The organism is Fluviicola taffensis DSM 16823 (assembly GCF_000194605.1).
Taxonomy (GTDB): domain Bacteria; phylum Bacteroidota; class Bacteroidia; order Flavobacteriales_D; family Crocinitomicaceae; genus Fluviicola; species Fluviicola taffensis.
In genome coordinates, this window is record NC_015321.1 from 4032526 (window position 1) to 4053161 (window position 20636).

19 protein-coding genes are annotated in these 20636 nt (G+C 36.0%); 14 read left to right on the forward strand and 5 right to left on the reverse strand.

Features of this window, described 5'->3' with window-relative positions:
* Positions 1 to 107: 107 nt before the first annotated feature.
* From FLUTA_RS17620 to FLUTA_RS17635, 3 genes are all read right to left on the reverse strand, one after another.
* The gene (locus FLUTA_RS17620; RefSeq protein WP_013688265.1) at positions 108 to 581 is read right to left on the reverse strand and encodes a hypothetical protein; all 474 of its coding nucleotides are present in this window, start codon (positions 579 to 581) and stop codon (positions 108 to 110) included.
* Positions 582 to 1005: 424 nt separating this feature from the next.
* Positions 1006 to 2151 (reverse strand): N-acetyl-alpha-D-glucosaminyl L-malate synthase BshA, encoded by a 1146-nt coding sequence (gene bshA / locus FLUTA_RS17630; protein ID WP_013688266.1) that lies wholly within the window; start codon positions 2149 to 2151, stop codon positions 1006 to 1008.
* 11 nt (positions 2152 to 2162) lie between these two features.
* A complete protein-coding gene (locus FLUTA_RS17635; protein WP_013688267.1) occupies positions 2163 to 5120 on the reverse strand; it encodes a serine hydrolase domain-containing protein in 2958 nt (985 codons plus the stop codon).
* A gap of 327 nt (positions 5121 to 5447) precedes the next feature.
* Here FLUTA_RS17635 and mutL point away from each other — a divergent pair, with 327 nt between their 5' ends.
* From mutL to FLUTA_RS17670, 7 genes are all read left to right on the forward strand, one after another.
* Entirely contained in the window at positions 5448 to 7325 is a 1878-nt protein-coding gene (mutL, locus tag FLUTA_RS21490; protein WP_013688268.1) for a DNA mismatch repair endonuclease MutL, read from the forward strand.
* A gap of 1 nt (position 7326) precedes the next feature.
* Entirely contained in the window at positions 7327 to 8106 is a 780-nt protein-coding gene (locus FLUTA_RS17645; RefSeq protein ID WP_043024425.1) for a rhomboid family intramembrane serine protease, read from the forward strand.
* A gap of 1 nt (position 8107) precedes the next feature.
* A complete protein-coding gene (locus FLUTA_RS17650; RefSeq protein ID WP_013688270.1) occupies positions 8108 to 8995 on the forward strand; it encodes a rhomboid family protein in 888 nt (295 codons plus the stop codon).
* 1 nt (position 8996) lies between these two features.
* A complete protein-coding gene (locus tag FLUTA_RS21015; RefSeq protein ID WP_013688271.1) occupies positions 8997 to 10124 on the forward strand; it encodes an endonuclease/exonuclease/phosphatase family protein in 1128 nt (375 codons plus the stop codon).
* Between the two features lie 51 nt (positions 10125 to 10175).
* On the forward strand, positions 10176 to 10634 hold the full coding sequence (locus FLUTA_RS17660; protein ID WP_013688272.1) for a lipocalin family protein: 459 nt from the start codon (positions 10176 to 10178) through the stop codon (positions 10632 to 10634).
* 557 nt (positions 10635 to 11191) lie between these two features.
* Positions 11192 to 11980: a pyrroline-5-carboxylate reductase gene (gene proC, locus FLUTA_RS17665; RefSeq protein WP_013688273.1), complete on the forward strand. Its 789-nt coding sequence runs from the start codon at positions 11192 to 11194 to the stop codon at positions 11978 to 11980.
* A gap of 101 nt (positions 11981 to 12081) precedes the next feature.
* Positions 12082 to 13392, forward strand: a complete 1311-nt coding sequence (locus FLUTA_RS17670) for a DEAD/DEAH box helicase (protein ID WP_013688274.1) — start codon at positions 12082 to 12084, stop codon at positions 13390 to 13392.
* 117 nt (positions 13393 to 13509) lie between these two features.
* Here FLUTA_RS17670 and FLUTA_RS17675 read toward each other — a convergent pair whose 3' ends face one another.
* On the reverse strand, positions 13510 to 13932 hold the full coding sequence (locus FLUTA_RS17675; RefSeq protein WP_013688275.1) for an acyl-CoA thioesterase: 423 nt from the start codon (positions 13930 to 13932) through the stop codon (positions 13510 to 13512).
* A 182-nt stretch (positions 13933 to 14114) separates the two neighbouring features.
* On the opposite strand from FLUTA_RS17675, the gene FLUTA_RS17680 reads away from it, so the two are divergent.
* The 7 genes from FLUTA_RS17680 (at position 14115) to FLUTA_RS17705 (ending at position 20017) form a co-directional block, all read left to right on the forward strand.
* Positions 14115 to 15980: a carbamoyltransferase family protein gene (locus tag FLUTA_RS17680; RefSeq protein ID WP_013688276.1), complete on the forward strand. Its 1866-nt coding sequence runs from the start codon at positions 14115 to 14117 to the stop codon at positions 15978 to 15980.
* Between the two features lie 8 nt (positions 15981 to 15988).
* Positions 15989 to 17197, forward strand: coding sequence for a hypothetical protein (locus tag FLUTA_RS17685; RefSeq protein WP_148235466.1), 1209 nt, complete (start codon positions 15989 to 15991; stop codon positions 17195 to 17197).
* Positions 17198 to 17347, forward strand: coding sequence for a DUF5989 family protein (locus FLUTA_RS21645; protein ID WP_013688278.1), 150 nt, complete (start codon positions 17198 to 17200; stop codon positions 17345 to 17347).
* Between the two features lie 9 nt (positions 17348 to 17356).
* Positions 17357 to 17734, forward strand: coding sequence for a hypothetical protein (locus tag FLUTA_RS17690; protein WP_013688279.1), 378 nt, complete (start codon positions 17357 to 17359; stop codon positions 17732 to 17734).
* A 26-nt stretch (positions 17735 to 17760) separates the two neighbouring features.
* The gene (locus FLUTA_RS17695; protein ID WP_013688280.1) at positions 17761 to 18615 is read left to right on the forward strand and encodes a class I SAM-dependent methyltransferase; all 855 of its coding nucleotides are present in this window, start codon (positions 17761 to 17763) and stop codon (positions 18613 to 18615) included.
* A 122-nt stretch (positions 18616 to 18737) separates the two neighbouring features.
* A complete protein-coding gene (locus FLUTA_RS17700) occupies positions 18738 to 19697 on the forward strand; it encodes an NAD(P)-dependent alcohol dehydrogenase (protein ID WP_013688281.1) in 960 nt (319 codons plus the stop codon).
* 11 nt (positions 19698 to 19708) lie between these two features.
* Entirely contained in the window at positions 19709 to 20017 is a 309-nt protein-coding gene (locus tag FLUTA_RS17705; RefSeq protein WP_013688282.1) for an antibiotic biosynthesis monooxygenase, read from the forward strand.
* A 15-nt stretch (positions 20018 to 20032) separates the two neighbouring features.
* Here the strand turns inward: FLUTA_RS17705 and hisIE are convergent, their stop codons facing one another.
* Positions 20033 to 20620 carry a bifunctional phosphoribosyl-AMP cyclohydrolase/phosphoribosyl-ATP diphosphatase HisIE gene (gene hisIE, locus FLUTA_RS17710; protein WP_013688283.1) on the reverse strand — a complete coding sequence of 196 codons (588 nt, stop codon included), beginning with the start codon at positions 20618 to 20620 and terminating at the stop codon, positions 20033 to 20035.
* Positions 20621 to 20636 lie beyond the last annotated feature (16 nt).

Sequence of the window (20636 nt, forward strand, 5' to 3'; positions counted from 1 at the left end):
GTACATTTCTGTTCTTCTCAAAAAAGCTCATTACAAGATGATTTTTAAGCAATTAAACATCGTAATCCGGTCTTAATATCTAGATTTTATCCTAAGAAATAATCATCCTAAAAACTAGGAGAACCGGTACTTGCAACACTATGGGAGAAAATTATTTTCTTGGTTTTAGAATCTCTGCATTCCCAAATCTCTCCAATTGCTGGAAAGCTTTTGTCGTCTAGAATCACAACGCTTTTTAATTTCTTTTCCTCGTTAATGGGCTGAATTAGTAAATGCCCATTCGTTGTGCATTTGATCAATTGATTCCAAAGAATGGTTTGTTGATTCGGTTTAAAAGTCGAAAAAGGATTCTTTAGATTCATCGAATCATTGCTTTGAGCGAACTCAATAAAGAGTCCTGACAATAACTCATTGTCCAAATTTAGGAATTCGAGTTTACTCACGTAAACATGGTATTCAGAAGTGTAAAAGTGGAAAAACGTTTGTTCCTCCCATTTTAATTTAACGGTGGTTTCTGTTCTCGTTTGACAAATTGCACCCGATGATGCGACTAAAAAAAATAGAACAATGGCTGCTTTCATAGTAATTCTCAATCAGTGAACAAAAAACGATATTTTTTTCAATTAAACACTTCATTTAACTGAATATATACTCGTGTAGGACGAATATATTTATTTTAAAATAAAAAACAAAGATTATCCCATGTTCAGTATATGATTCAAGTGTTTTCTCTTTCTCAACACATATTAAAACATCCCACAATCCCTAATGAAATCCGAACAATTAACAAAAAGTATCAACGGGAAGGAGCATTTGATTTTGAAGAAACCTTTACGTTCTTTGCTTCTCTGCTGTTAAAACAAAAAATACCAAAATGGACTCCCGTCAATTGATATTTTCGCACTCAATTCGAGTATCCCACATGCCGTTCTCGGTAACCGTTCCGCTAAGGCGGGCGGACTCCAAACGACATCTGTGGGATGTATCGAAAATGACTTAGATAAATTAAACCTTCACCGCATCTCCATGCCCTTTCAGCACTGATTCATACAATTCTTCATACAACGGAAGTACTTCTGTTAATTCAAACTTCTTAGCTTGATCCAATGCGTTTTTACGGAAGAGTTGATGCGTTGCTTTATCTTTCAAAATACGAATTGCATTCTCAGCCATCGAATCCACATCACCTACATCAGATGTGAATCCAGAAAAACCATCAATATTCACTTCAGGAATACCACCTGTATTGGACGAAACAACTGGTACTCCTTCTGCCATTGCTTCCAAAGCTGCTAAACCAAAACTTTCCGTTTCTGATGGCAGTAAAAACAAGTCGCTTAATTCTAAAATCGGGCCAGTTTCACGAACTTTTCCAATAAAGATGATATTGTGACAAATTCCTAAATCTCGCGCTAAGCGTTCTACAATTGCACGATCTGGACCGTCACCAGCCAATAACAATTTCGCTGGAAGTTTCTCTTGTACTTTTTGGAAAATTCGAACCACATCAGCGATACGTTTCACTGGACGAAAATTCGAAATATGGCAGAGAATCAATTCATCGTCTTTTGCATAATGTCTGCGTTTTTCCATATTAATCACAGGCAATTCCGCTTTCGGTTGAATGAAATTTGGAATCACATGGATTTTACGTGTTGTTTCAAAGTGTGCGTAAGTGTCTTTCATCAAGCTCTCTGAAACTGCTGTAACAGCATCAGATGCATTGATACAGAATGAAATTACAGGTTCAAAGGATGGATCTTTACCAACCAAGGTGATATCTGTTCCATGTAGAGTTGTAATGAATGGAATATTGATTCCTTGTGCTTTCAAAATTTGCTGTGCCATAAACGCAGCTGAAGCGTGAGGAATAGCATAATGAACGTGCAATAAATCCAATCCTTCATATTTCACAACATCCACCACTTTACTCGCTAATTCTGTTTCGTAAGGTTGATATTCAAAAAGTGGGTAATCAGAAAGTTGTACTTCGTGATAAAAAATATTTTCGCGAAAACTACCCAAACGAACGGGTTGCGAATAGGTAATAAAATGGACCAAATGTCCTTTTTGGGCTAAGGCCTTGCCTAATTCTGTGGCTACTACACCACTCCCGCCAAATGTGGGATAAAGTACGATTCCGATTTTCATGTTTGTCTGTGTTACTTTTGGCGTGCTTCAAAAAGTGCTTCGTAGATTACTCGTTGAATCTCCGTTCGCACGCTCATCTTTGTTATTTTCCAATTGTCTGCGTCGGGGTAAACTCGGTTCGATAAAAACACGAAGTTTACCTTGTTTTCTGGGTCTGCCCAAGTGATTGTTCCTGTAAATCCGGAATGCCCAAAAGTTGATGGGGAAACTAAATCACATGTTGGACCATTTTTAATACTTACTGTTGGTTTATCGAAGCCAATTCCTCTTCTATTTCCAGGACAAAATTGGCACGCTGTAAACTGATCTACAATTTCTTTTTTGATGATCGATTGGTCTCCTATCTGACCTTTATTCAATAAAAATTGCATCAAAGCTGCCAAATCTGTTGCATTAGAAAACAATCCTGCATGGCCTGCGACCCCGCCCATCATGGCTGCGCCGGGGTCATGTACGTATCCGTGAATCAATTGCTTTCGAAAATCTTTATCGAATTCTGTTGGGACGATTTGTTTCTTGGAGAACTTTTTCAACGGTAAATAGGTCATTCTTTGTAATCCCAAAGGTTTATAAATCTCTTTATCCACAAATTCTTCTTCTCCCATTCCGGTAGTAAGCTCAATGTATTTATTAAAAAAGTAATAACTCAAGTCGGAATATTCGTAGGATTTTTTGCCAGTTAAAGGCGTTTCAACAATAATCTTCAACATCGTTTTCCAATAGTCGTTTCGAATCCAAATATTATCTGCAACAACCCGATTGTAAACTCCTTTATCTATTTTGGCATAAATACTCGAATCCAGGTTTCCATTCTCCATGGTTCGTTTGTAAAATGCAATCCACGGGGTTAATCCTGCTTGGTGAGTCAATAAATCAATGGCTTTTAAATTCGCATAAGGTGTTCCTTTGACATATTCAGAAACTAATTCGTCCAGATCCGATTTCTCGTCAAACTTCCCCAATGTTTTTAAACGCATTAAAGCCGTTGTCGAAGCAGCAATTTTGGTAATCGAAGCAATGTCGTAAATGTGTTCATTGGTAATACTGTCGCCATTTTCATAGATGGTTGTTCCGTAAGATTTTTGAATGACAATCTTTCCATCAATAGCAACAACAATCTGACAACCTGGAAAGGCTTTGGCTTCAATCGCTTTTGCCACAATCTCATCTACTTCTCTCAATTTCGCTGGATTCAACCCCAATTCTTCGGGTTGCGAATACTTCAACCGTCCGTTTTTCTTGATTTGAACTCCGAATCCTATTTTCCAGTAGGCATTCAAATCCATCGCCAATTTTCCTTCCACATCAAATGCTCCCATAATTGCTTGGGCCGTTCTTTCTTGCGCTGCAGCTGTATTTTCATATGCGCACAAAACGGATTTTACAGAACTTGGAAACTCTGTTTCTTCTTGTAAGACTAATGGGTTTCCAAAAAGAACAACAGTCGCATTGGCATCTTTAGGAAGTAAATCAAGTACTTTTTTCCAAGTTCCAAATCCGTAATTGTTCCGAGCACGCTGACCATCTGAATGAAAATCCAGAATGTAATTTGCTTCTGGATTCAACTTGATTTCTTTCAATCTTCGAAGAGCTTCTTCTGATGTAAAATACTTGTAATGAGTTATTTTACCGTAATCATTTAAACGATCTCTAAAAGCGGAAGTATGTGTTCCAATTGCAATGCGAATAATTTCTTTATCCAATTTATCAATCGGTAAATTATCTGCTTCATTCTTGATGCACAATAATGCTTTTTCATAAATCTGATTAATAATCAATCTGCGTTCAGGAGCAGGATCTTTGCGTTTCACTATTGGTTTGTGAACAATTGCTTGATATTTCGCTCTTAAAACACGTTTGCAATGTTCATTTATAACTTCTTTGGTCAATTCACCGCTTTCAACTTTACTATGAATCAATTTGATTGCATCTTCTACATTTTCAGGGAACAACAAAATATCGCAACCAGCAATGTATGCTTTTGCAACCACTTCCGATTTTCCGTATTTATCCGAAACCGCTTTCATATTTAAAGCATCTGAAATCACCAAGCCTTTAAATCCTAATTTCTTCCGTAAATATGTTTCAATCACAACTTTCGATAAACTACTCGGAGTTCCACTCGGATCTAATGATGGAACATTCAAATGGGCAACCATTACAGAACGTGTTCCTGCTTCAATTCCACTTTTAAAGGGCAGAAAATCCTTCGCTTCAAATTCACTGACACTGTGAGAAACAGTCGGAAGTTCTTTGTGCGAGTCTTTGTCTGTATCTCCATGTCCTGGAAAGTGCTTCACACAAGAAATAACACCTGCGTCTTCAATTCCTTTCACCATCGCTGCTGTGTGCTTAGCCACTTGCTGCGGATTGGAGCCAAAAGCTCTAAATCCAATTACAGGATTTTTTGGATTCAAGTTTACATCTGCAACTGGTGAGAAATTCATATGAATCCCAAGCATATCGCACTCCACTCCCATTTGATAACCAATTCGTTCTGTTAAATTCAAGTCATTTGCAGCCCCAATTGTTTGTTGATAAGGGAACCGAGGCTCCCCCGAAAGTCGCATTGCTACACCCCATTCTGCATCCATCCCAATGAGTAAAGGAATTTTTGCATTTGCTTGCATTTGTTGAATAGTCTCTTGTAAATTATCCTTTTCTCCCTGAAAAAAAATAAGTCCGCCAATTTTTTGAATCCGAACCAATTCTTCTGTTTCGTCCAAATGCTCTTTTCCTTTATTGGACCAGCAAGCAACCATGAACGATTGTGCAATACGCTCCTGCATAGAAAGCTTAGCCATTTCAGCTGAAACCCACTGATCTTCTTCTTTATCAGTTGTAAAACTTACTGAATGCTTTTGAACTGATTTATGAGCCGGATTTTTTAAAAGTGCCGAAGTAATCAACCCTGATCCGATGATGAGAAAAAAAATAAGAGTTGCTTTGCGGAATGTCTTTCTGTTCATAGAACAAAATTACGTAAATATTTCACCGCAAAGGCTCAGAAGAAAACGCAAAACGATTGAAAATATAACTTGAGGTAAAGCTAAGTTGTCTTCAAACTCTTTGCGCTCTTTTAACTTCAGATAACGTCAGTAACGGACTATGCTCAGTCTTCACTAGCTGCATCTGGTTCTTCTTTGCAGTTAAATCTATAATTCGGTATTCGTAATTAGCAATTATACTGACAGCATGTCAGCCAAAAAATCTTGGAACGAGAATTGTTAAAAAGACACAGATAAAACTAAGAGATTATCTTAATTTTGTTGGTATTGCACAAATTGAATTCATTCATGTCAGATATTATTCGTTTACTTCCAGATCATGTAGCCAATCAAATTGCGGCTGGAGAGGTTGTTCAAAGGCCTGCTTCCGTGGTGAAAGAATTGGTTGAAAATAGTATTGATGCGGGAGCGACGAAGATTGAATTGCATATCAAAGATGCGGGACGGACATTAATTCAAATTGTGGATAATGGCAAAGGAATGTCGCCTTTAGATGCTCGTATGAGTTTTGAAAGACATGCAACAAGTAAGATTGCGAACGCTGACGACCTTTTTGCCCTGAAAACAAAAGGATTTAGAGGAGAAGCATTGGCTTCGATTGCTGCAATTGCTCACGTTACACTTCAAACTAAACGTGCAACAGATGAATTGGGAACAAAAATCGTGATTGAAGGTACGCAAGTTGTTAATCAAGAACCCACTCAATGTGCTGTTGGATGTAACTTTGAGATTAAGAATTTGTTCTTTAACGTTCCTGCTCGTCGTAATTTTTTGAAATCTGACAACGTAGAGTTTAAACACATTATTGATGAATTTGAACGGGTAGTTTTACCGCATCACGATATCTCTTTCCGATTGGTTCACAACGATCAAGAGATTTATCATTTATCTCCTGGGCCGCTTAGAAAAAGAATTGTAGATGTTTTCGGAAAGAAATTCACCGATCATTTGGTTCCAGTAACCGAGCAAACAGATATCGTTGAATTAAACGGATTTGTAGGAAAGCCTGAAGTTGCTAAGAAATCGCGTGGAGAGCAGTTTTTGTTTGTAAACAATCGTTTTTTCAAGGATACTTATTTCAACCATGCCATTTCGGCGGCTTTTGAACACTTGCTTCCTTCGAAATTATTCCCGAGTTACTTCTTGTTTTTGGATATTGATCCGAAACAAATTGATGTCAACGTACATCCTACAAAAACGGAGATTAAATTCGAAGAAGACAAAGCCATTTACAGCATTATTCGCAGTGCAGTTCGCTTGGGATTGGGGAAATTCAACATCACTCCTACCTTAGATTTTGAGCGAGAAACTGAGTTTGACATCCCTGTTTCTATGATCGGGCAAACTCCAGTTGCTCCAGAAATTAGAGTAGATAAAAATTATAATCCTTTTCATGCTCACAACACTCGTGAAGGTCAGTTTGCCGCAAATCATGCGAATACAAATACCAGCTCAGTTCCAAAAAACGCATCGTTTTCAAGTGCATTAAACAAAGCTGGATTTGGTTCTCAATTTCAATCTTCCAGTTTGGATGAATTATGGAATTCGGAATCTGTTGAGAATGAATTAAAAGAAACTCAAACACAGATTCAAATTGATGTGGAAGCGTTAAAATCGACTGGACCGTTTATTGTAAAAGGTTCTTTTGTCATTTCTTCTGTCCCTGAAGGATTACTGGTTTTTCATTACCGTAGAATTTACGAACGTTTGCTATACAATGATTTGATGCGCGGATTTTTCGTCAACCCACTGGCTTCTCAGCAATTGATCTTCCCGATGGAGAAGAAATTGTCTAAGCAAGAGCAATTGGCATGGAACGAGCATGAAAAAACGCTTTCTCGTATTGGATTCAATTGGAAATGGGAACAGCAAGACATACATATTCATGGAATTCCAGAAATTTTGGATGAATCCACTGTTTTGTCGTGTGTAGATAAGATTTTAGAGCAATTACAAATGGGGACCTTGGATAAAGGTGAAATTGCACATACCGTTTTATCTCAGATTGCTTTCGCAGGAAGTATGTCCTTTAAAATCCCCAACGATCAGCAAGCAATTGCCGATTACATTGCCCGTTTGTTTGAGTCGGATGAACACACCTTCTCTCCTTCTGGCAAACGCATTATTGCGCAAATAACTAATGAACAAATCATTCAACTGTTTTAAGATGTTTTCAAATATACAACCAGTAACTAAGAATTTGTTATTGCTCAATGTAGCAATGTTCCTGTTAACTCTTTTCTTTGAATATCAAGGAAACAGCATTGATTTAGGGAATACACTTGGTGCACATTATTTTGGCACTGCTCTTTTCGAACCGTATCAATTAGTGACTCACTTTTTCATGCATGGTGGATTCTTTCACATCCTCATGAACATGTATATCCTGGTCATGTTTGGAAGCTTTTTAGAACGCCTTTGGGGACCAAAACGGTTTTTTGTTCTTTATTTAGCTTCTGCGTTTGGAGCAATTTTACTTTATAATGGTGTTGGATTTTTTCAAATCATTGATTTAAAAAATGCTATCAATAATTCGGATGCAATTGCAGCGTTAAATGGATTACTAAAAGAAACCCACGGACATATTACTGATCAAAATCTGATGGAAATTGCTCAGAGATATGGAATTTCAACACAAACTCAGTACGACGCTTTTGCGGATTACGCCATTAAATCAATGGTTCCAATGGTTGGCGCATCAGGTGCGATTTTTGGTTTACTTGCTGCTTTCGCAATTCTATTCCCAAATACCGAATTAATGTTGATATTCCCTCCTATTCCAATCAAAGCAAAGTGGTTAATTGGAGGTTACTTTGTATTTGAAGTGTATAGTAGTTTTCAAAATAGCCAAGGAGATAACGTTGCTCATTTAGCTCACGTTGGTGGAGCAATCGTTGGGGCAATTCTTGTTTTGATTTGGAGAAGAAACAGTAAAAACTTTTATTAAGATGCAAGAAAGAAGCTTATCTCAGGAATTGAAGTATCAATTTAAGTATGGTGGAGTTCATATAAAATTGATTTTCATCAATGTACTTGTGTTTTTAACAATCATATTATTTGATTTGATTGGAAAATTAACTGGTGATGCACTTCTTTGGGAATTCCTAAAGGAAATTATCTTTTCATTGCAAACTGATTTAAAGGTGTTAGTTTACACACCTTACGGATTTGTGACCAGTATTTTTTCACACTTTGAATTTTTTCATTTACTGTTCAATATGATTTTCCTCTATTTCATTGGAGGAATCTTTAAACAGTTCTTCTCCGACCGAAGAATGGTTCATGTCTATGTTTGGGGTGGAATTGTTGGTGGAATTTTTGAAGTAATTGCGCATCAAGTGACCAATCAGTATCCAGTTGTTATTGGAGCCTCTGGCTCTATTATGGCGCTGTTTATTGCAATGGCAGTTTATCGTCCAAATATTGAAGTTCGGTTGTTTGGAATAATCCCTGTGAAGCTTTATATCATCGCTTTAATCTATTTGGGTTCGGAAATCCTACAAATGACTCAAATTGATGGAATTGCTCATTTTGCGCATATCGGTGGAGCTTTAATTGGATTATTGTCTGTTGTAAACTTAAATTCTTCTACTAATATTATTAATTGGAGTGAAACTATGCAGCAACGAATTGCACGTTTCTTCACTCGAAAAAACAAGTTAAAAGTAAAGCAAGGAGGAGCTACGAGACCTGTAAAAACAGATGAGCAATACAACATGGAAGCTAAGGCGAAACAGGAAAAGATTAACATCATTTTAGATAAGATTTCAAAATCAGGATATGAGTCATTGACCAAAGCTGAGAAAGACTTCCTATTTTCGCAAAGTAATAAATGATTTGAGTTGGTTTAAAAAAATAGCGCGATTTTCAACAGTGATTAAGATTCTTTCAATCACTGCAATCTGCTGTTTGCTATTAGCTTACTTAGCTCCTTATGTTCATCCGAGTACCATTCGAATCCTTCCTTTTTTCGGATTGATGTATCCGATTTTCATCTGTTTGACCCTTGTTTTAATGATTTATTGGGCTTTTGCTCGCTCAAGATGGTTCTTCTATTTACTCATTGCAATTCTTTTTGGTGGAAATCTCCATTTTAGAACCCTTTCGATTACTTTTTCAGAACCAACTCTTGAAAACGAGTCTTTAGCTTGGAATGTTATGAGTTACAATGTGCGTTTATTTGATGTTTACAATTCTTCACTGGCTGGCAGAAATGAATCTAGAAACAACATTGTTAAATACATTCAAGAGGTGAATCCAGATGTGGTTTGTTTTCAAGAATTTTTCCATCAAGACAAACCCTCTTCGTTTTCAACCAGAGATACCTTGATTGATTTGTTGGATTACAAGTATTATCACGAACGGTATTCTCACCGCATTCGGAACAGACAAAACTTTGGAATTTGTATGCTTTCAAAATATCCCATTATTGCAAAGGGAGATGTGATGTTCGAAAACTTTAAAACCACAGACAATTATTGTATTTTCGCAGATATTGTAAAAGGGGATGATACGATTCGTTTTTACAATATTCACTTGCAGTCAATCAAATTACAGCAGGAAGATTACGAATTATTCGGTGAGAAAAATAAGCAGGCTGGCGGTAAAAAATCAACAGCGCGTTTGTTGATTGACAAATTGAGAATTGCTTATCCTGAACGAGCTGAACAAGCAGAACGAGTTGTCGAACATCTCAAAACATCTCCTTACCCCGTAGTTATTTGTGGAGATTTCAATGACACTCCGATGTCTTATGTCTACAATCAATTCAACTCAGATTTAGTAGATTCTTTCCGCGAAACGCAAACTGGAATCGGAATAACCTACGTTGGCCGTGTTCCAGCTGGGAGAATTGATTACATCTTCCATTCTGGAGATTTAGGAGCTGTTAATTTTCAAATTCAAGCGGTTCCTTATTCTGACCACAGAGCTGTACATTGCAAAATTTATAAAAAAGCTTTGTAAATTTTAGCGTAAAATCAGATTCTAATTGAATTATTCCGTTATATTTAGTCCATGAAGTACGCGATTCTTTTCTTTTCTTTAGTATCTTTTTCTAGTATAATTAGTTCTTGTTCATCTGACAGTAAGGGTGTTACTAAAAAAAACACAGGAAAAGAAGAGATTTCGGTATTAGGAAGATGGGTGTTAATCAAGTCGGAAGATTTAGATTCTCGTAAAACAAATCATCAAAATCAACCTTCAAATGTTGTGTTGAATTTTCAGAAAAATGGATTTTTTATTATTTACGACACCTTTGTTGATCCTAGTTGGAGAAAAAAAGGATTTCCGTTGATTCAAGAACGCACTTCTGGTCAATGGGAATTAAAAGATTCAGCATTGACATTGGTTCATCAAGAAAAAGACACTTCTTATACTGAAAACTTTAAGATTATTCGTTGTAACAAAAAAGAACTTGTCACTGAACGATCAAACAAGAAAACAACCATCTATAAAACTTACGGTAAAAAGTAAGAGCAAGCAAAACTTGCGATAAGAGCAAATGAAGTTTGTGAAGACTAAACTAAGCAATTTTTATTGCTTAAAGTGAAGGAACAAACGTTAGTGCAGTTTTAAAAATAAGCAAAGCTTGCGATAGAAATCAATGACAGTCGATTCACTTATTATTCCGAAACAATTAAAAAACCCACACAGCGTCCGCCAAAGGCGAAAATATCTGAACGTCTCAGAAGGCACGATTTGGTTCGCTGTTTTTCTTTGTAATCTGCCGATAGTCAGTTGACTAATTCCGAAGAATTGCAGCCCGCCATTGAAAAATCAAGACTCCCCGTTCGCAAGAAAATGTTAGACGTCAATAATCTCACTGCGTGGGTTTGTTTGAAATGAATCAAACCGCCATTTACACCTTGTCAGTTGACGAGCGAATGACACTTTAAAAGTACGAAAAAAATGGCTGCTCTTGATTTTTTTAGACTCATACTGCTATTGCGAATAATCTTTTTTAACAGGTTATGTAATAACTCTCTAACGACTTGTTAAAAAAAGATTAATTTTAACTCAAAATTGTGAAAATGGAACGAATTGGGATTGTTGGATGTGGGAACTTAGGATTGTCATTGTTAAAAGGCCTTCGAAAACAATATCCAAATTCATCCATTATAGCTTCGAGAAGAAACATTTCTGAGTTGGTCTCATTGCAAGATGATTTAACTCACTTCACAACAAATAATCAAGAGTTACTCGACTCTTGTGACTATTTGATTATTGCTTTGAAACCTTATACGATTATTTCCTTTTTGGAAGAACACCGCAACTTCATCGATACAAAAAGACATACGATAATCAGTGTAGCAACAGGAATTCGGATTCAGGAAATCCAAACAGCTCTGCAATCAACTCAAATTTCAGTTTACAGAGGAATGCCAAATACTGCAGCGGATGTACAAGAAAGCATGACTGCTTTGAGCGTGATAGTAGACCCTTTAAATCGCAAAGAACAAGTGAGTGAATTGTTCGGAGCAATCGGTGAAACGGTTTGGATTGATGAACAATTAATGGAATCTGCTACAATTCTTGGAGCGTGTGGAATTGCTTATGCGTTGCGTTTTATTCGTGCCATGATTCAAGGAGGAATTGAAGTGGGATTTGATGCGAAAACTGCTAATAAAATTGTCAATCAGACGGTAAAGGGTGCTGCTCAACTATTGATTCAAAATGGATTACATCCGGAAGAAGAAATTGATAAGGTAACTACTCCCAAAGGTTGCACAATTGTTGGTTTGAATGAAATGGAACACAGTGGCTTTAGTTCTGCTTTAATTAAAGGGATTGTTACGAGTTATCAGAAAATTGAGAGGTAGTAATTGTTAATGATTTTACTAACAAGTAAATTTGCTAATTTGCTAATTTGCATTTTTATAAAATTGCTTCATTTACACAGACAAAGCTGTACCTTTGCTCCATGAATACTCCACAATCCAATTTCTCTCTTGAAAAACTAGGTATTACGTCTTTGAATGAGATGCAAAATGAAATGCTCCAAACTTCAGAGAAGAATTCCGAAATCATCTTACATGCACCAACTGGTTCGGGAAAAACGGTTGCTTTTTTATTGACTGCTTTGACGAAATTGAATCCAGATCAAAGTTCCGTTCAATTGTTGATTATTGCTCCTACTCGTGAGCTTTCCATTCAAATTGAAGATGTATTCAAGAAGTTGAGTACTGGATTTAAAGTAAACACTTGTTATGGAGGACATTCCATTCGAGTAGAAGAAAATAATTTATCCGTTCCACCAGCTGTTTTAATAGGAACTCCTGGAAGATTAGCTGATCATGTAAGAAGAAGTAATATTGATTTATCCGAAGTTCATTCATTGGTTTTGGATGAATTTGATAAATCGTTGGAAATGGGATTTGAGTCTGATATGACGGAGATTATTCAGGAACTCAAATCTCTGCAAAACAAATACTTAGTTTCAGCAACAAAGCTTTCTGAAATCCCAGCTTTTACTCAAATAAAAAAGGCTGTAACGATTGATTTCACGAATGAGAACAAACATCAAATCAATTATTTTGGAGTTCAAATTGGAGATTCTGACAAACAAGAATTGCTCTTCGAGTTGCTTTGTAATTTACCCGAAGGAAAAACAATTATTTTTTGCAATCACAGGGAACCTGTTGTTGAAATCACCGATTTTCTAAGAGAAAACGGAGTGATTGCTGTTGCTTATCACGGTGGAATGGAGCAAGATGATCGAGAACGTGCTTTGATTCGTTTTAGAAATGGAAGCGCCGATTTCTTGGTATCCACAGATTTAGCTGCTCGGGGATTAGACATTCCAGCAGTCGAACACGTGATTCACTATCAATTGTCCCTGAAGGAACCTGAATTTATTCATAGAAGTGGTAGAACTGGCCGACAAGATGCACCTGGTGTAGTTTTCATGTTTTTAGATTCATCGAAAAACATTCCTGATTTTGTTCCAAATCATCATGACTATGAAGTCATTGCAAACGAACCGCTTCCAGAACCTCCAAAATGGAAAACAATCTATATAAGCGCAGGGAAGAAAGACAAAGTCAACAAGATCGATATCGTTGGATTTTTGCACAAAATTGGCGGATTACGACCTAATGAAATTGGATTAATCACCGTAATGGATTACAGTTCATTCGTCGCAATTAGCAGTGATATTGTAGAAGATGTTGTTCCTCAACTCAGAGATCAGAAAATCAAAGGAAAGAAACAGAAAATTGGATTTGCACGATAATTACTGATTCATGTCATGTCGAGTTTTTGCATGAGTTCTCGATATGCTATGCACTCGAATTGACATGCAAAAGTATCGAGACAGACATCAATCAGTAATTCGGAATTTCAATTAGCCTTAAGCTAATTGAGGGAATTTCTTCATCGTTTCAATGACCACTCCTGGAGTTGGATTCGCCAATTTGCGTTTTATCGTATCAATCCAAGCGCCATCAATGGTAATTGTAGCACACAAATCCCCTTTTTGGTTCGTAAGAAGATGCTGCATTGTCCAACGAGAACCATCTTCATTCACAGATTTCATCGATAAACTAATTGTGATGTGATCTCCCATGTGGATTTCTTTTCTGAAAACACATTCTTCTCGAAATAAAATAGGTCCGAAATTATTTTCCTGCATCACACGCATCGAAAGTCCTAAGTTATTCAACACTTCAACACGTTGTTGCGCTCCCCAATCATAGTAAGCACTATGTCTCACGTGATAATTTGGATCTAAATCTGACCAACGAATAGATACAATTGAACTGAATAATTCCATTTTGTTTTTCTTACAAAAATACCAATTATTTATGTACGCATAATAATTTTGAGATTTTCAACAAGCAAAATATTAATGAATAAACGAATCCTCGGTTGCTTACTTCGATTAATGAATTATTTTTGCCTTTTATCAAAATGAACGAGCGATTTTATCGTTAGTGAAACAGAACAATTGCGTAAATGAAAAAAGTCTTAGGGATTTCCGCTTTCTATCATGATTCAGCAGCTGCCTTAGTTATTGGTGGTAAAATCATTGCGGCAGCACAAGAAGAACGATTTACGCGCGATAAGCATACGCCAGATTTTCCGGTGCAAGCAGTGAAATATTGTTTAGAAGAAGCTGGACTAGAATTGAATGATTTAGATGCCATCGTTTTTTACGATAAACCACTTTTGAAATTTGAGCGCTTACTGCAAACCTATTATTCATTTTCTCCTAAAGGTTTGCTGTCTTTTCTGAAAGCTATCCCAGTCTGGATCAACGAAAAGATGTTTCTTAAGAAAATGATCCATGAAGGATTAGCTGAAGTTGGAACGTATGATAAGAAGCAAGTCAACTTGTTGTTCCCCGAACATCATCTGTCTCATGCTGCAAGTGCTTTCTACCCTTCTTCTTTCTCAGAATCTGCTATATTGACAATTGATGGTGTTGGAGAATGGTGTACCGCTTCGATTGGTTTAGGAAAAGGAGAAAGGATTGAACTTTTGCGAGAAATGGAGTTTCCACATTCTGTTGGATTATTGTATAGCGCATTCACTTATTATTTAGGATTCACTGTGAATTCTGGAGAATATAAACTAATGGGGCTAGCTCCTTATGGAAATGAACATGCTGATCAAACCAAAGAATTTATTACTAAAATAAAATCTGAATTAGTTGATATTAAACAAGATGGGTCTATTTGGCTAAACCAAAAGTATTTTAGCTATGCTACTGGACTTCGAATGGTTTACGACCATAAATGGAAAGAATTATTTGGTGTAGCTCGGAGGAATGAAGATTCTGAATTAGAACAAATTCATTGTAACCTAGCAATTGCAATTCAGAAGGTGACTGAAGAGATTGTGATAAAAATGGCCAAAGAAGCCAAGCGAATTACGAATTCCGATTACTTGTGTATGGCAGGAGGAGTTGCTTTAAACTGCGTTGCAAATGGCAAGTTATTAGAAGAAAATATCTTCAAAGAAATTTATATTCAAGCAGCTTCTGGCGATGCTGGAGGAGCTTTGGGTGCTGCTTTGGCAGTATCTCACATGTATTTCGAAGAAGAACGAATTATTGACTATAAATATGACCAAATGAATGGAACTTATCTGGGACCAGATTACTCAGAAAAGGAAATTCAATCCATGAATAAAAAGACGAATGCAAATTATCGCAAATACGAGGATTTTAAAGATCTAACGGCATTTGTAGCTTCGAAATTAGCAGATGGAAACGTTGTTGGTTGGTTTCAAGGAAGGATGGAATTTGGGCCAAGAGCTTTAGGAAACAGAAGTATCTTGGGAGATGCCCGAAATCCAGAAATGCAAAAGAAATTGAATCTTAAAATCAAATACAGAGAAGGATTTAGACCATTTGCCCCGTCCGTTTTAGCTGAAGATGCTCGAGAATATTTTGATTTAAAAGCTGATTCACCCTATATGCTGATAGTTGCTCCTGTTAAAGAGAGCCGACGGATGAAACTTCCTAACGATTATAATGATCTCCCACTTTGGGAACGTTTATACCAGCAAAGAAGTGATTTGCAATCCATTACACATTTAGATTTTTCTGCACGCGTTCAATCTGTGTATTCGGAAACAAATCCAAGATACCATGCTTTGATCCAGGAATTCAAGAATCAAACAGCTTATGGATTGGTTGTTAATACAAGTTTCAATGTGCGCGGTGAACCAATCGTTTGCACTCCTTACGATGCCTTTCGTTGTTTCATGAGTACGGAAATGGATTATTTGGTCATTGGCGATTTTGTGTATACAAAAACAGAACAAATAGATTGGGAAAACAAGGAGAAATGGATGGTCAAATTTAAAATGGATTAATGGTTTTTATGGAAAAATTCAAATCTTTTGTCAAATCCAATAAACGGACATTCTTTGTTCTAGTTTTAGGTCTAATTAGCTTCTTTTGCTTCAACGTTACCAAAAACGGAATTGGCTCAGAAATTTTTGGTTGGTTACGACTTTGGAAGTATAGTTCTTTTTTGATTGTTTTACTTTCGTTTTACATCCTGTTCTTAAAAGGAAAACGAGTTATTCTAGCCAATATCACACTCATTGGATTATTGGTTGTTATTCTAGAAACAGCTTTGTTTTTCGTTCTTGGAATGCCATCTGCATTCAAAAAAGATTTCAGTATCATTCCTTTGGAAGACGACCACATGGCCAAACAAGTTGGAATGTATTATAGTCCAGATTCTATTTACACAGATTTTAAACTAACAGAAACAAATGACACTTCCTTCAATGTTCATTATTCGATTGACCATTGGAATAAAAGAATAACTCCTGGGTATGATTCTACCAAAACAGATTATGCTTTATTTTTTGGTTGTTCTATCGGATTTGGATACGGCTTAGAAGACAACCAAACATTGGCCTATCAAGTTCAGCAACAATCGTCCAATGTGAATGCTTATAACTTCTGTATGTCAAGTACGGGAACAAATCACATGCTAGCTCTTTTGAAATTCCGAGATCTATCCAAACAAGTAACCGAAAAAAATGGGAGTGGTTATTACATTTTCTTTTGGGATCATATTTATCGATCCATCGGAACAATGAAACGATACACCGATTGGTTACATTCAGCACCATATTACACCATGGAAGATGAAAAGTTAGTTCGTAAAAAAACATTCAAAGAAGGCAGACCGTTTATCTCTGGAATGTATGAGCGACTTTATCAAACAAATATTGTCAAGTATTTTGAAACCGATTTGCCATTAGCATTGAATGACGGCCACTTTGATTTAGTAACAGAAATGATTTTAGAATCTAAAAAGGAATACGAAAAACAATTTGGAAATGATCAGTTTTATTTGGTATTCTATCCTTCATACATAGCTTATAAAGCAGATGAAATGCGTACTTTTAAATCCTATTTGACTAAGAAAAAAATTAAGTTCATAGATTTGTCCCATGTTATCGAATATCATGGAGGATATACACTTCCTGGAGATGGACATCCGAATGCTGAAACAAATAAACTAATTGCAAATTTTCTTCTTCAAAAAAAGAAGAAACAACAGTTGAAATAAATGGAATTTTTACGTGACTTATGGCGCTTTATGAAAGAGCGAAAGAAATTTTGGCTAGCACCCGTTATTATCATTTTGCTTTTAATTGGACTATTGATTGTTTTTGGTGGTACAAGTGCTATTGCACCATTTATTTATTCTTTGTTCTAAATTCAAGGTATGAGTACTCCAAAACAAAAAGCACCTACTCCTGCTAAAACAGTTCTAACAATTGTGGTAGGTTTTTTACTTGTATACTTAATTACCAAATGGAAATGGAGTTTATCGGTTGCTTTTTTTGTTGGGCTAGCAGGTGTTTTATCTGATTTTATCTCTAAACAGATTGATTTTATTTGGATGAAATTGGCACTTGTTTTAAGCTACATCGTACCAAACATTGTATTGAGTCTTATTTTCTATTTATTCCTCTTCCCTATTGCACTATTGAATAAGCTTTTTGGAAAAAAAGACCCGATGTATCTTAAAAACAGAACCCCTAGTTTATTCAAAAGTAATAATACGATTTTTGATAAAGCATATTTTGAAAAGCACTGGTAATTCTCATTAATTCTTATAAAATTGCAATGGCAAATTCTCTTAAATCATTTGTAAAACTATTGATGCCCAAATATCAAAAGTTAATTTTGGAGTATAAAATCGAAATGAAACCACGATATGGCTATGGGACTAAACCTCATGGCCTTCTTTACGAAATTATCGATAAAAACAGATCTGTTTATGAAGTATTTTTGAAAGAAATATTAACTCATAAAGATACTTTTCAAGCAATTAAATCAGAAAATAGTGATGAAAATCAACCTGCATGGAACAATCATTTTTTACCAGGACTAGATATCATTTCTTTGTACACACTTTTGGATCATTTTAAACCAAAAAACTATATTGAAATTGGATCTGGAAACTCTACTAAAGTTGCGCGAAAGTCAATACAAGAAAACTCGTTACCAACAAAAATAACGTCAATAGACCCGTTTCCACGAGCAAACATTGATCATTTGGCAGATGTGGTTATTAGACAGCCTTTAGAAAATATAAAAGACTATCAGTTTATCATCGATGAATTGAATGAGAACGATATTTTATTTATAGACAATTCACACCGTTGTTTACCCAATTCGGATGCCACCGTATGTTTTTTAGATTTGTTGCCTTACCTCAAAAAAGGAGTAATCGTTCATATTCACGATATTTATTTGCCGTATGATTACCCACAATTCATGTGTGATCGTTTTTATTCGGAACAATACGTATTGGCAGCTTTCGTTTTAGCTAATCCCGAAAAATACAAACCAATTTTCCCTGGAATTTTCATCAGTGAAGACAAGGAGCTGTCTTCTATTGTGTCTCCAATTTGGGATCATCCAAACACAAGGAATGTAGAGAGACACGGAGGTTCATTTTGGTTGCAAATTAATTAGGTTCCAGAAATAGTTTCATATATTAACCATTCTATGAAATACTATCAACTTCATTTGAAGATTGATTGTTGGCAGAAATAAAAACCAGTTGATTATTAAAATCTAAAAATAAAGCCAATCTAATGAAAGCCGCTATTAGAAGAACGTATGGTTCACACCAAGTCATTCAAGTAGAAGAAATTGAAAAACCGATTCCAAAAGAGGATGAAATTCTAATTCGAGTACATGCAACAACTGTTAATCGAACAGATTGTGCAAATCTGACTGCCAAACCATTTATCATGCGCTTTTTATTGGGTTTATTTAAACCACGAAAAGTAATTTTGGGAACTGATTTTGCTGGAATTGTTGAGGGTATTGGAAAAAACGTTCAATCTCTTACTGTCAATGATCGTGTATTTGGTTTCACAGACATGGGATTGCAATCTCAAGCAGAATATATGTTATTGGTTCCAAAAGGAAATATCCTGATAATACCCAAAAACACAAACTTTAAACAAGCTGCTGCCAGTTTGGAAGGCGCTCATTATGCCTACTCATTTACTCATAAAGTGAATCTAAAATCTGGACAAAACATCTTAATCAATGGTGGAACAGGAGCGATTGGATCGGCACTTATCCAATTTGTAAAACAGTTTGATGTTCAAATAACGGCAACAAGCAATACTAAAAACATGGAATTGATTCGCTCTCTTGGAGCTAACAAAGTCATTGATTATACCAAAGAAGATTTCACCAAGAGTAATGAGAAATATGATTTTATCTTTGATGCTGTTGGGAAAAGCACTTTTGGAAAATGTAAACCCTTATTGAAAGAGCGAGGTATTTATATTTCTTCCGAATTAGGTCCAAATGCACAAAATCCCTTTTTAGCACTATTCACTTCTTTTGCAAGTAAAAAGAAAGTCATCTTCCCCATTCCATTTAAGATTCAAACAACTTTGCTTTTCATTCAAGCCCTTTTAGAAGAAGAAAAATTCAAACCATTAATTGATCGCGAGTATACATTGGAAGGAATCTCGAAAGCTTATGGATATGTGATGACAGGAGAAAAAACTGGGAGTGTTGTTATCTCTATATAAAATGAACTAATATGTTTACAGTAAGTTATCGTTTCAAAATACATTCGAAACAAAATGAATTGTTTGAGGAATCATGGAAAGAAGTCACGCAGTTAATTTATGAGTATTGCGGAAGTTTGGGATCTCGACTTTACAAGTCTGATGGAAACTCCTATTTTGGAATTGCACAATGGCCAGATAAGCAAACTTGGGAAGAATCCAATCTGGAAGATTTTGACACAAATGACTGGCGTTCTAAAATGAGAGCGTGCTGCGAGTCAATGGAAAAACTGGACGAATTGGAATTGATTCATGACCTATGGGCAGAAAAAGCCTTCTAGTATAATTCTAGGCATTCATTCTTTTATTCTCCCGCTCAAAACACCCAATATCTCATCAAAAGTAACTTCCTTTGCTCTCAGTAGAATTAAATAGTGAAATAACAAATCTGCTGCTTCTTCTTTGAATAATTCGGGTTCATTGCGCATGGCTTCAATCACAATTTCCACTCCTTCCTCTCCTACTTTTTGGGCTATTTTGGGTAATCCCTTTTCAATAAGTGCTTGAATGTAAGAACCTTCTTTGGGTGCAGAAAATCGATTATCAATTGTTTGAATCAATTGTTCTAAAGTTGAAAAATCCCTTAAATTCGTTTCGCCCCAACAACTAGATGTTCCTGTATGACAAGTTGGTCCAATAGGAACTGCTTGAATCAACAAAGCATCCTGATCGCAATCCAGTTTGCAATTGATTAGGTTCAGGTAGTTTCCAGATGTTTCTCCTTTTACCCAAATTTCATTGCGCGTGCGGGAAAAGAACGTTACTTTCTGTGTTTCTTTCGTTAATTTGAATGCTTCATCATTCATGTATCCCAACATTAACACTTCTTTCGTATTTGCATGTTGAATGATCGCTGGGAACAATCCATTTTTATCAGTTTTCATCGTTTTTTTCTTTTTT